The organism is Pseudarthrobacter sp. TAF60_1 (assembly GCF_052113505.1).
In the GTDB taxonomy this organism is placed as follows: domain Bacteria; phylum Actinomycetota; class Actinomycetes; order Actinomycetales; family Micrococcaceae; genus Arthrobacter.
This window is the reverse complement of the sequence record NZ_JBFRDI010000011.1, coordinates 90,173-102,032: the sequence shown is the minus strand read 5'-3', so window position 1 is coordinate 102,032 and position 11,860 is coordinate 90,173. Positions and strand designations below refer to the sequence as shown.

The window sequence follows — 11,860 nt, the reverse complement described above, 5'->3', positions numbered from 1 at the left end:
AAATCCGTGAAAGCGCGCATTGTTGTCTCCGCCGTCTGCGTATTCGACGACGCCGGGCGGCTCCTGACTGTCCGCAAACGCGGAACCAGCATGTTTATGCACCCCGGCGGCAAGCCCGAACCCGGCGAGACGGCCGTCCAGGCTGCGTCGCGGGAGTTGGCAGAGGAAGTGGGGATCATCGTTGCCCCGGGCGACCTCGAACTGATGGGCGTCTGGATTGCCGACGCCGCGAACGAGGCCGCCACTGACATCGAGGCCACCGTGTTCCTGGCACCCGGCACGTGGACAGCCGGTCCGTCGGCCGAGATCGCCGAGATCCGTTGGCTGGACCTTGCTGCGCTGGCAGGGGGTGCGCCGCCGCCAACGGACCTCGCCCCGCTCCTGACCGACTACATCCTGCCGGAACTGGCCGCCTCCCGCCCCGGCCCCAAGTAGGTAGCAGTAGGTGTCGTTTTGAGGGCTCAAAACGACACCTACTGCTACTCAGTTGGGGAAGGCTGGGCCCTTAGAACTCCGGCACTGCTTCCTCAGCCACCGCCGTGGCCTCGGCGAACTGCGTCCGGTACAGCTCGGCGTAGCGTCCCTCGGCCGCCAGCAGCTCCGTGTGCGTGCCGCGTTCCACGATCTGCCCGTCCTCCACCACCAGAATGACGTCGGCGGCGCGGATAGTGGAGAGCCGGTGAGCGATCACGACGGCGGTGCGCCCTTCGAGCGCGGCACCAAGGGCCTCCTGGACAGCAGCTTCATTGGTCGAGTCCAGGGCCGCCGTGGCCTCGTCCAGGATCACGACGCGCGGCTGCGCAATGAGCAGGCGGGCAATGGTGAGCCGCTGGCGTTCGCCGCCCGAAAGCCGGTAACCGCGTTCCCCCACCACTGTGTCCAGGCCGTCGGGAAGGGACCGGACCATGGCCTCGAGCCGGGCCTGCCGCAGGACATCCCACATGAGCTCGTCGCTGGCCTCCGGGCGGGCCAGGCGCAGGTTGGAGGCAATGCTCTCGTGGAACAGGTGCCCGTCCTGCGTGACCATGCCGAGGGTTTGCCGCATCGAATCGAAGGTGAGGTCGCGGACGTCAACGCCGGTGCCGGGGGTGGCTCCGCCAAAGCGGACGGCGCCGGAATCCACGTCATACAGGCGCGAGAGCAGCTGCGCGATGGTTGACTTGCCGGCCCCTGAGGAGCCCACGAGGGCAACGGTCTGGCCGGGTTCCACACGGAAGCTGATGCCGTGCAGCACCTCTTCGCCGCCGCGGGTGTCCAGGGTGGAAACGTCCTCCAGTGAGGCGAGCGAGACCTTGTCGGCCGAAGGGTAGGAGAAGCGGACGTCGTCGAACTCCACGGACAGCGGCCCGGCGGGAGAGGACACCGCATCCGGCTTCTGCTCGATGAGCGGCTTGAGGTCCAGGATCTCAAAGACCCGCTCGAAACTGACCAGGGCGCTCATGATCTCCACCCGGGCGTTGGAAAGCGCCGTGAGCGGCGCGTACAGGCGGGTGAGCAGCAGTGCCAGCACCACGACGTCGCCCGCTGCCAGTTGCCCCTGCAACGCCAGGAAGCCGCCGAGGCCGTAGACCAGAGCGAGAGCCAGCGCCGAGACAAGTGTCAGGGCGGTTACGAAAGTGAACTGCAGCATCGCCGTCCGGATGCCGATGTCACGCACCCGGCCCGCCCGCAAGGCGAACTCGCGGGATTCCTCATCCGGCCGGCCGAACAGCTTCACCAGCGTGGCGCCCGGAGCGGAGAACCGCTCAGTCATCTGGGTGCCCATTGACGCGTTGTGCTCCGCAGCTTCGCGGCGCAGGTCCGCCAGCTTCGAACCCATCCGCCGGGCGGGGATCAGGAAGAGTGGCAGCAGGATCATGGCGAGCACGGTGATGAGCCAGGATTTGCCCAGCATCACCACAAGGGTCAGCGCGAGGGCGACGACGTTGCTGACCACGCCGGAGAGGGTGCCGGCGAAGGCCGACTGCGCACCGATCACGTCATTGTTGAGCCGGCTCACCAGGGCACCGGTCCGGGTGCGGGTGAAGAAGGCGATGGGCATCTTCTGTACGTGGTCGAAGACCTTCGTGCGGAGATCCACGATGACGCCTTCGCCGATCGTGGAGGAAAGCCAGCGGGTGACCAGTCCCAGCCCGGCTTCGGCGACCGCCACAATGGCGATCAGCACGGCCAGCCAGACGACGACGCTGGTACCCGCGCCGGCGATGATTGCGTCAACCACCTGGCCGGCGAGGACCGGCGTGGCGACGGCCAGGACGGCCATCACGATGGACAACAGCACGAAGGCGATCAGCTTGCCCTTGTGCGGCCGGGCGAACGTGAAGACACGTTTGAGCGTCGCCTTTGAGAACGGCTTGGAGCCGCTCGAAGCGCGCGTGATGTTGTAAAGGGAGCTCCAGGCCACCCGGTCCATGCTCATGAGTTGATGCCTTTCGGGGCGCCGTGGCCCAACAGTTCGGTGACGACGCCGTTGTCCACATTCCACCGGACGTCCAGCTGAACGTTCTCCAGCAGCCTCCGGTCATGGGTTACCAACAACAAAGCACCCTCATAACTTCCCAGGGCCTCCTCCAGCTGCTCGATGGCGGGCAGGTCAAGGTGGTTTGTCGGTTCGTCCAGGACCAGCAGGTTCACCCCGCGTGCCTGCAGCAGTGCCAGCGCAGCGCGGGTCCGTTCGCCGGGTGAGAGGGAATCCACGGGCCGCGTGGTGTGGTCGGCCTTCAGCCCGAATTTAGCCAGCAGGGTGCGGACTTCGGCCGGGGTCAGGTCCGTCAGGACAGCCTCGACGGCGTCCGCCAGATTGAGGTGGCCGGCCAGCAGTCCGCGGGCCTGGTCAATTTCGCCGACGGCCACCGAGGCGCCCATCGCGGCGTTGCCTGAGTCCGGTGCCTGAACGCCCAGGAGCAGGCGCAACAGTGTGGACTTGCCCGCCCCGTTGGGACCGGTGATGCCAATCCGCTCCCCCGCATTGAGCTGCAGGTTCACCGGGCCCAGGGTGAAGTCCCCCTGTTGGACGACGGCGTCACGCAGGGTGGCCACGACCGCACTGGACCGCGGCGCGTGGCCGATGCTGAACTGCAGCTGCCATTCCTTCCGGGGTTCTTCCACCATGTCCAGCCGGGCAATCCGGGACTCCATCTGCCGGACCTTATGGGCCTGCTTTTCGGATGATTCGGTGCTGGCCGCGCGGCGGATCTTGTCATTGTCCGGGCTTTTCTTCATGGCGTTCCGCACGCCTTGGGAGCTCCATTCGCGCTGGGTCCGGGCCCGCGAGACAAGGTCTGCCTTGGTGGCGGCAAACTCGTCGAACTTTTCGCGTGCGTGCCGCCTGGCTACCGCGCGTTCCTCCAGGAAAGCCTCGTAGCCGCCGTCGTACACAGCGACTGAATTCTGGGCGAGGTCCAGTTCCACGATGGTGGTTACACAGCGGGCCAGGAACTCGCGGTCGTGGGACACCAGCACCACGCCGCCACGGAGGCCTTGGACAAAGGCCTCGAGTTTGGCCAGCCCCGCCAGGTCCAGGTCGTTCGTGGGCTCATCCAGGAGCACCACATCGAAACGGCTGAGCAGCAGGGCGGCCAGTGCTACGCGGGCGGCCTGGCCGCCGGAGAGCCCGGTCATGAGGGCGTCGGGGCCGGTTTCCAGCCCGAGATCGGCGAGGACGGCCGGGATGCGTTCGTCGAGGTCCGCCGCGCCGGACGCCATCCAGCGGTCAAAGGCGAGGGAATAATCGTCGTCAGCGCCCGGGGCCCCCGAACCGAGCGCTTCGGCAGTGGACTCCATTTCCGCCGTCGCCCGGGCACAGCCGGTGCGCCGGGTGATGTAACCAGCCACGGTTTCTCCGGGCACGCGTTCGTGTTCCTGGGGAAGCCAGCCCACAAACGCATCGGCGGGGGCGAGGCTAACGCTCCCGTCCTGGGGCTGGTCAACTCCGGCCAGCAGGCGCAGCATGGTGGATTTTCCGGCGCCGTTGGCACCCACCACGCCTACAACATCGCCGGGAGCCACCGTAAGGGAGAGCTTGGAGAAAAGTGTCCGGTGGTCGTGGCCGCCGGAAAGGTCTTTGGCAACAAGGGTTGCTGTCATGGCTTGGTCTGTCCTCTCGCCCGGCCTGCGGATGGCCCGGATGACCCCGCCTGAAGAGGCAGAATTGCGTTGAATCCGCAGCAAACCAGCCCGCAAAAGTGCCGGGGCACTAAAGAGCCCGCCGGTCCGGACTTGGGGGGTGTGCGGACCAACGGGCTCGACCATCAAGCATAGTCGACTCGGCAACACGCATCAAACCGCCCACCGAAGGCAGGCTAAAATCAAGTGCAATCATCCGTTCAGCAGAGAGCCGATATGCCCATTCCTGCCAAGGCTTTCCAGCGCTGGCTGCACGGTGTCGCCCCCGAGACGAGTACCTCTGACGTCTGCCGGGCGGCCGGCATCAAGCGGACAACCCTGGCCCAGCAATTGGTCCGGGGCAAGGTGGCGGAGGCAACCGTGGTGAGCATCAGCCGCGCCTACCACGTCAACCCCGTCTCCGCGTTGGCCGGTTTTGAGGCCTACAGCCAACTCTCGGGCCCGCAGCGCCAGCCCACCAGGTCCGAACTTGTCAGCCAGATTTCCACGACGGATCTCCTGCGGGCGCTCCTGCTTCGCGGTGTTGGTGAACGGGGCGGACTGGCCGAGTCAGGTCTCGGCGAGCCGGGGATCCCCGACGCAGCCCTTCCGGGTCGCGGGCGGCAGACGGCCTTGGGGCCGCCACCGCATGCCACCTCGGTGCGAGACTGGGTAGAGGCAATCGACGACGGCGTACTGCGGCACCGCGTCTCGACCGCCACGGGGATCGCACCGCAGAATTATTCGGCACAGCTGACTGCCAACCGGCTCTCCCCGGAACTGGCCGTGGCCACGGCCTCGGCGGCCGGCGTAGCGGCGGCCGGCGGCCTGGTGGCAACCGGGCTCATCACGGAGGCGGAGGCCGGCTGGCCTCCCGGAGCCCGGCACGCGGCGCTGGAGAGTATGACCGACGGCGAACTGACCACCTTGGCAGGGGAACGGCTGCAGACTCTCGGCAGAGCCCTCCGCCGGCAGGAACATGACCAAGAACGAACCGACAAGATCTGGGAGAACCTGGGATGATCGAAATCCTGCAGTGGTCCACCTTGGCTGCTTGCGGTTTGGTGGCCCTCGCCCGTGTTCCCGGCGCTTTGCGGGGGAAAAACCGGACAGTTTGCTACATTTGCGCGCTCATGACCCTGGCGATCCTCCTCAGCATCGAGGCGCCGTATGTTGCCATCGACCAGGCGCTGGGCGGGATCAACCTGGCGAATCTCATTCTTCGGCTGGTCATCTTTGCCGCCATCTATTTCTTGGGGATCCGCATCACCAAGGGCTTTGGCGCTGACGCTGCCTACCGGCTGATCACCGGGCGGATGGGGATGACTGTGCTTGCGCTGACCTCACTGATGGTCCTGGTCGTCTTCCTGATGATGGACACGGCGGGGTCCTCCGCGGGCATGGTTGCGGTGTCGTTAAAGGACAGCCGCAATGGACAACTGGTTGAGTTCTATGGAGCCGCCGGCCGCGCCTACCCGGCCTATGTGGCACTCGTCCTGCTGCCGGCCATGGTGCGCACAGTCAGCAGCACTCTTCCGGCGCTGGTTCGGGTGTCAGCCTTCCTCCTGGCCCTCGGTGCCGTCGCCACTGGCTGGAGCCTGGTGTTCCCGCTGATCCCACCTGAGTTCGGCTTTGTGGAGTTTGTCATCAACTACGTGGCGGTGCTTTGCTTCGTCATTGGGCTGGCATTGATCGGTGTGGCAGGCATGATTTACAGGCGTGGCCCTTCGCACCAAAAGACTTCTACTGACAAGTAGCCCCTCCCGGCTTTCACAAAATCATTAGACGTGGAACAATCATGAATGTGTGAAGGTGGCGCGCCGGTGTTTGCGAACGGGGATAACTTCTTGGATGCCGAGCCGCCTCTAAGCCTTTGCGCGCATTGGGGGGATGAGTGGTGGCGGCCGTTGGGGACCGCCCCCACTCAGCCTGCTTAAGGGCATAACCCGTTACCGCTCCGCGTCAAGCGCGCCCGGTGACCCAGCGGCCTCAGCAGAAGTGGTTCCCAGCTCACGCTGCACGAGCGGGAGCACCTCAGTACCCAGCAACTCGATGGCTTCGAGTACGGTCTGCTGGGGGACGGACGAGAGATCCAGCTGGAAATATCCAGTTCGCGGGTGCCGCCCCGGCTGCGGTGTTCCAGGAGCGCTACCGGGCGAACCGCAACGTGACCAACTGGAAGGGGCGAAGGGCCAGGCTGACGCTGCCCTGCTCCGCGGGCGTCACCCCTGGCGCGTCCACGGGGCGTTCCAGAAGATCCGTTGCCTGCACGCCCTGAACCGGGAAGCCGGCTTTGATGGCACCGGCCGAGCGCTGGCCCAGGGATTCGTAGAGCCGGACCACCACATCGCCCGAACCGTCCTCCGCCAGCTTGACGGCCTCGACGACCAGCGCAGGGTTGTCCACGGTGAACAACGGCTCCACGCCGCGGCCGCCGCGAACCAGGCGCGGCGCCAGGTTGGTGCGGTACCCCTCTTCAACGGCGTCGGCGATTCCTGCACCGGGGCGGATGGTGACCGTCAGCTCATGGTGTCCGCGGTCGGCTGCCGGGTCGGGGAACTTCGGTGCCCGCAACAGGGAGAGGCGCACTGAGGTGGTGGTCCCGCCGTCGGCCTCCCGGACATTCCTGGTGACATCATGGCCGTAGGTGGCCGAGTTTGAAATTGCCACGCCGTAGCCGGGTTCGGCCACGTGGATCCAGCGGTGCGCGCAGATCTCGAACTTCGCCGCCTCCCAGGAGGTGTTGTTGTGCGTGGGCCGGAAGACATGCCCGAACTGCGTTTCGGCAGCCGAGCGGTCAGCCTTGACGTCAAGCGGGAAACCCAGCTTGAGGAGTTTCTCGCTCTCCTGCCACTCAATGGCAGTGGTGATGGCGAGGGAGTCGCTGCCGACGTCCAGCGTGATCCGCTGGGTGACCGGGGACGAACCGGCGATCCGCTGCACCACCACGACGGCACTGTTTCCGACGTGCTCCAGCCGGACGTCCTGCACGTCGGTCAGGGCCGTAACGTTGCGGCGGTAGAACTCATCGATGTCCCAGGCGTCCCATTCGTTGGGGGTGTCCCGGTGCAGTTCCAGCAGGTTGCCGCGCGATCCGGGGGCGATGGCTTCGCGGCCCGTGGCGTAGTCGGTGAGGGACGTGAGCAGGCCATCGCTGTCTACGACAGCCCTGATGATGCCGTTGTCCAGCACAAAACCGCCGCCCGCCCCGGTGGCCTGCACAGACTGGCCCTCGATGGCCGGCTCGGCGGCGCCGAGTGCCGGGACGCCGTTGCGCGCGTGGGGTGCGGCGTTGAGCAGGAACGTCCGCGAACCTTCCCCCAGCAGTGCGGCCGCGGCCTGGCCGATGATGGCCTCCAGGCCGGCACTGATGGCGGCGTAGTTGCGCTCCGCGTCCTGGTGGACCCAGGCGATGGAACTGCCAGGCAGGATATCGTGGAACTGGTGCAGGAGTACCAGCCGCCAGAGGCGTTTCAGCTCGGCACCCGGGTAGGCGAAAGAGCTGCGGACAGCTGCTGTGGTGCACCAGAGTTCGGCCTCGCGAAGCAGGTGTTCGCTGCGCCGGTTGCCGCGCTTGGTGTTGGCCTGGCTGGTGTAAGTCCCGCGGTGAAGTTCAAGGTACATCTCCCCCACCCATACCGGCAGGGCCGCATAGCCCTCTTCCGCCTGGGTGAAGAAACTCTCGGCGGAACCTATCCGGACCTTGGGTGAGCCCTCGAGGTCCGCGGTGCGGTGCGCGGCGGCCAGCATCTCACGTGTGGGTCCGCCGCCGCCGTCGCCATAGCCGAACGGCACCAGCGAAGTGTTGGCGCGCCCATGATCACGGAAATTGCGTTCAGCATGCGCCAGTTCCCGCCCGGTCAGTTCGGCGTTGTAGGTGTCCACGGGCGGGAAATGCGTGAAGAGCCGGGTACCGTCGATGCCTTCCCAGTTGAAGGTGTGGTGCGGCATCCGGTTGACCTGGTTCCACGAAATCTTCTGCGTCAGGAACCAGCGGCTTCCGGCCGACCGCACAATCTGCGGCAGGGCGGCGGAGTATCCGAACGAATCAGGCAGCCAGGCTTCGCGGCATTCGACGCCGAATTCCTGCAGGAAGAAGTTCTTGCCTTCAACGAACTGGCGCGCCATGGCTTCGCCGCCGGGCATGTTCGTGTCCGATTCGACCCACATCCCGCCCACCGGAACAAACTGCCCTGCCTTAACCTTCTCCCGGATCCTGCCGAAGAGCTCGGGGTAGAACTCCTTCATCCAGGCAAACTGCTGGGCCGAGGAGCAGGAGAACACAAAATCCGGATCCTCGTCCATCAGGGACACGACATTGGAAAACGTCCTGGCACACTTACGGATGGTCTCACGCACCGGCCACAGCCAGGCGGAGTCGATGTGGGCGTGACCGGTGGCCACCAACTGGTGCGCGGACGCATATGCGGGACGGGACAGGACTTCGGCCAGGGCGGCGCGGCCGGCGGCGGCAGTACCGGGCACATCGTCCGGGTCCATCTGCTCCATCATGCGCTCCAGCGCACGGAGGATCTCATGGCGCCGCGGCTGCTCCACGGGAAGCTCATGCATTAGTCCGGAGAGGGTCCAGACGTCCTGCTGGAGCTCCCAGACCGTCCGGTTCAGTTCTGCAATGGCGATCGTGCCGAGCCTGTACTGCGGCGCCGTGCCCGCAGTCGCCTTGTCCCCCAAGGGGGTTGCGGCGAAGGTCCACCCCTGCGCCATATCAGGGTTGGCAGCTGCCTCAACATAGAAGTCAACCGCTATGCCGCTGCCCAGCAGCTTGAGCGGGATGTACTGGTTCCGCGGCGAAATCGCCTTGATGATGGTGCCGTCGGGACGCCACGCGATGCCTTCGCACTGGAAACCCGGGGCTTCGTTGATAAAACCGAGGTCCACCACGATCTCCACTGTGGTGTCCGGCGCCGTGCCCCAGGCCTCAGGAACATCGCCCTGGAGCCGAAGCCACTTGGTGCCCCACGGCCGGCCCCAGGCGGCACCGTGTTCCTGCGGGAGGAAATCATGACGCAGGGCTTCCATCACGGCGACCGGTTCGCCGGGCGCTTCCCAACTGCTCAGTGTGAGGGGAACACTGCGTGTGTAAACGGCAGGATTGATCCGCTCGCGGACAAACCGGCCCAGTCGGACTTCGGTAATCCGGCGGTCGTCATGCACTGTAAACCCTCTTAGATACGTGGATTGGATCATTCGACGCCGGACAACGCTGTCCAATCGATGGATAAAATCTACCGGCTAGTAGCCCAATAGCCAAGTACCAGTTCCCGTCCCAGGAGCGTTAGCAGGACTTATCCCGCGACCCCGGTTGCGGCGTCTTCGGCCACGTCGGGGGCGGACAGGGTGACCCTTTCCTGGCCGGCATAGACGTTCAGGCTCGTGCCTCGGCTGAACCCTGCAAGCGTCATGCCACTGGCCTGTGCAAGCTCTGCGGCCAGGCTCGAAGGCGCACTTACCGCCGCCAGGACCGGGATCCCTGCCAGTGCAGCTTTCTGGACGAGTTCAAACGATGCCCGTCCCGATACCTGCAGGACCAGGCCGGTCAGCGGCAGCATCCCCTCCCGCAGTGCCCAGCCCACTACCTTGTCCACGGCGTTGTGGCGGCCCACGTCCTCGCGCAGGCACAACAGGTCCACGCCGCCGTCGTCGGTTATCCGGAAGAGGCCCGCGGCATGGACGCCTCCGGTGGTGTCAAACACCGCCTGCGCTTCCCGAAGCCGGTCAGGCAGGGTAGCCAGGACGTCCGCCGGTATGGTCACAGGATCCGCCGCCGGGCTGTAGCGGGACGACTTCCGTACGGCTTCGATGGAGTCCGTACCGCAGATGCCGCAAGAGCTCGAGGTGAACACGTTCCGCCCTTTGGACGGAAGCTCCACGTCAGGCCTTAGCTGGGCCTCCACGACGTTGAACGTCTGAACACCATTTTCGTCCTCACCGGCACAGAACCGCAGCGAAACAAGCTGCTCGGGAGTCCAAATGATTCCTTCGGACACCAGGAATCCGGCCACCAGGTCAAAGTCGTCACCGGGAGTCCGCATTGTCACCGAGAACGAAAGCTGGCCGAGCCGGATCTCCAGCGGCTCTTCCACAGCGAGGACGTCCTCACGGTGACGGATGGGGAACTCCAGGGCAGCGGGCGAGCCGTCCAGGACGTATTTGTGCACCTTGCGGCGCTGGGTAACGCGTCCCATCAGCGGCCTGGCATCCTGTTCATAGGTCAATCATCGCACCACCGACGGGCCTGTGCGGAACGCCCGGTGCCCGCAGAGTAGGGCTGGAGCCCGTGCAGCAGGGCCGTTGCAGCCAGGCACTGGGCTGAGCCCGTCAGCCGAGCAGGGCGCTCCAGTCCACCGGGCCTGCGGGCTTCGCCATATCCTTGCCTGCGGTTTTGGTGGCGCCCTTGGCGGCTGACCGGGTTTTGGGTTTGGCGCCGGCCGGTTCCGGTCCCGGCAGCGGCGGCCCCCACGGCAAAGCGAAGGCAGGCACGGGCTCACCGAGCTGCACTCCGTGCGGCGGGACAACCATCACGCCGTGTGCCGATGCCAGCCCGCGCATCATCCCCGGACCGGTGTGCTTGGCGGGCGAAGCCATGCCGTACAGGAGCCGGAAAGGCATGAGCCGTGTCCGGCCCGGCTCCGGTTCAATGGTGGTGCCGCAGGGGACGTGCTCGACGGGCGGCATGGCCCCGTGGCCCAACGCAGCAAGCAAGGGTGTACCCACCGTGGACAGCGCCATCATGGCGGCCAAGGGGTTTCCGGGCAGCCCCAGCACAAAACGCCCGTCGGGGAGTTCAGCCAGGACAGCAGGGTGGCCGGGGCGCATGGCGATGCCGTCGATGATCAGCCGACCGCCCAGCTCCGCCACAGCCCGGCGCAGGTGATCCGTGGCGGAGAGCCCCGTCCCGCCGGTGGTGATGACGACGTCGGCAGGCAGCGCGGCGGGGTCGGGAACCTCCGGCGCGAGGTCCTCCAGCCCTGCCAGCCATTCGGGATAGGAATCGCCGATTCTTTCCTGGCCGGAGTAAAGGCCGCCGAGCATCTCCACCACGGATGCAAGCTGGGGGCCGAACGTGTCGCGGACCTTCCCCGGGTCAGGCAGACCCTGGGCAACCACTTCGGAGCCGGTGAGCAGAAGTTTGACCACGGGCTTCCCCCGGACCATCAGGTCATCATGCCCGGCCAGCGCGGCGACGGCCAGGTGTGCCGGGTTCAGGGTCACCCCGGCCTTCACCAGGATGTCCCCCTCGGCCGCTTCCTCGCCGGCTCTCCGGATGTGTTGGCCGTTACTGGGCTCGCCCGGGCGGGCAGTCCCGCCCGTCAGCAAAAGCGGCAGGCCGTCGTCGTCAGCGCCCAGCACCGCGCTCTCACTGCGCAGCACCGCCTTGGCGCCGGGCGGGATCAATCCGCCCGTAACGATTGGACTTGCCTGATGCGGAGCCAGCCGCTGGCCGGGCTCCGCCACGATCCATGGGCCGCTGCCGTTGACCGCCCAGCCGTCCATGGCCGAGGACGCGTAGTGCGGCATGTCGTGCAGGGCCGTGATGTCTTCGACCAGTACCCGGCCCAGGGCCTGGCTGAGCGGGACCCGTCCGGGGGGAATCGGCGTGGCACTGTCAAAGGCTGCTTGGCGTGCCTCTTCCCATGTGTGGGCCAGGTGGGTTGGGTGGGCCTCGGGTGGGGGCGGGGAATGCTGCGGGTCGGGGCTCCCGGCTTCATCGCCGGGGGCGGTGGTCATTCGACGG

At 66.3% G+C, this 11,860-nt stretch carries 8 protein-coding genes; 3 read left to right on the top strand and 5 right to left on the bottom strand.

Translation table 11 applies throughout. The features are described from left to right. The first annotated feature begins 6 nt into the window (after positions 1-6). Positions 7-435 carry an NUDIX hydrolase gene (locus AB4Y73_RS13740; protein ID WP_441872430.1) on the top strand — a complete coding sequence of 143 codons (429 nt, stop codon included), beginning with the start codon at positions 7-9 and terminating at the stop codon, positions 433-435. Between the two features lie 70 nt (positions 436-505). On the opposite strand, the gene AB4Y73_RS13735 is transcribed toward AB4Y73_RS13740, so the two are convergent. Both AB4Y73_RS13735 and AB4Y73_RS13730 read right to left on the bottom strand, forming a co-directional pair. Next, positions 506-2,419 carry an ABC transporter ATP-binding protein gene (locus AB4Y73_RS13735; protein WP_441872429.1) on the bottom strand — a complete coding sequence of 638 codons (1,914 nt, stop codon included), beginning with the start codon at positions 2,417-2,419 and terminating at the stop codon, positions 506-508. After that, positions 2,416-4,086, bottom strand: a complete 1,671-nt coding sequence (locus tag AB4Y73_RS13730) for an ABC-F family ATP-binding cassette domain-containing protein (protein ID WP_441872428.1) — start codon at positions 4,084-4,086, stop codon at positions 2,416-2,418. The genes AB4Y73_RS13735 and AB4Y73_RS13730 overlap by 4 nt, the downstream gene beginning before the upstream one ends. A 255-nt stretch (positions 4,087-4,341) precedes the next feature. Here AB4Y73_RS13730 and AB4Y73_RS13725 point away from each other — a divergent pair, with 255 nt between their 5' ends. Both AB4Y73_RS13725 and AB4Y73_RS13720 read left to right on the top strand, forming a co-directional pair. Next, a complete protein-coding gene (locus AB4Y73_RS13725; RefSeq protein ID WP_441872427.1) occupies positions 4,342-5,127 on the top strand; it encodes a hypothetical protein in 786 nt (261 codons plus the stop codon). A gap of 110 nt (positions 5,128-5,237) precedes the next feature. Continuing rightward, the gene (locus AB4Y73_RS13720; protein WP_441872426.1) at positions 5,238-5,861 is read left to right on the top strand and encodes a hypothetical protein; all 624 of its coding nucleotides are present in this window, start codon (positions 5,238-5,240) and stop codon (positions 5,859-5,861) included. A 391-nt stretch (positions 5,862-6,252) separates the two neighbouring features. On the opposite strand, the gene AB4Y73_RS13715 is transcribed toward AB4Y73_RS13720, so the two are convergent. The 3 genes from AB4Y73_RS13715 to AB4Y73_RS13705 all read right to left on the bottom strand — a co-directional run bounded on the left by AB4Y73_RS13715 (position 6,253) and on the right by AB4Y73_RS13705 (position 11,853). Then, complete coding sequence (locus AB4Y73_RS13715; RefSeq protein ID WP_441872425.1) at positions 6,253-9,279, bottom strand: alpha-mannosidase; 3,027 nt, start codon at positions 9,277-9,279, stop codon at positions 6,253-6,255. Between the two features lie 131 nt (positions 9,280-9,410). After that, the gene (gene fdhD, locus AB4Y73_RS13710) at positions 9,411-10,310 is read right to left on the bottom strand and encodes a formate dehydrogenase accessory sulfurtransferase FdhD (protein ID WP_441872478.1); all 900 of its coding nucleotides are present in this window, start codon (positions 10,308-10,310) and stop codon (positions 9,411-9,413) included. Between the two features lie 133 nt (positions 10,311-10,443). Next, positions 10,444-11,853, bottom strand: coding sequence for a molybdopterin molybdotransferase MoeA (locus tag AB4Y73_RS13705; RefSeq protein ID WP_441872424.1), 1,410 nt, complete (start codon positions 11,851-11,853; stop codon positions 10,444-10,446). Between the last annotated feature and the right edge of the window lie 7 nt (positions 11,854-11,860).

Coding starts and splice junctions, on each gene's coding strand:
- AB4Y73_RS13705 (WP_441872424.1), bottom strand. CDS start 11,853: ATGACCACCGCCCCCGGCGATGAAGCCGGGAGCCCCGACCCGCAGCAT.
- fdhD (WP_441872478.1), bottom strand. CDS start 10,310: ATGGGACGCGTTACCCAGCGCCGCAAGGTGCACAAATACGTCCTGGAC.
- AB4Y73_RS13720 (WP_441872426.1), top strand. CDS start 5,238: ATGACCCTGGCGATCCTCCTCAGCATCGAGGCGCCGTATGTTGCCATC.
- AB4Y73_RS13725 (WP_441872427.1), top strand. CDS start 4,342: ATGCCCATTCCTGCCAAGGCTTTCCAGCGCTGGCTGCACGGTGTCGCC.
- AB4Y73_RS13735 (WP_441872429.1), bottom strand. CDS start 2,419: ATGAGCATGGACCGGGTGGCCTGGAGCTCCCTTTACAACATCACGCGC.
- AB4Y73_RS13730 (WP_441872428.1), bottom strand. CDS start 4,086: ATGACAGCAACCCTTGTTGCCAAAGACCTTTCCGGCGGCCACGACCAC.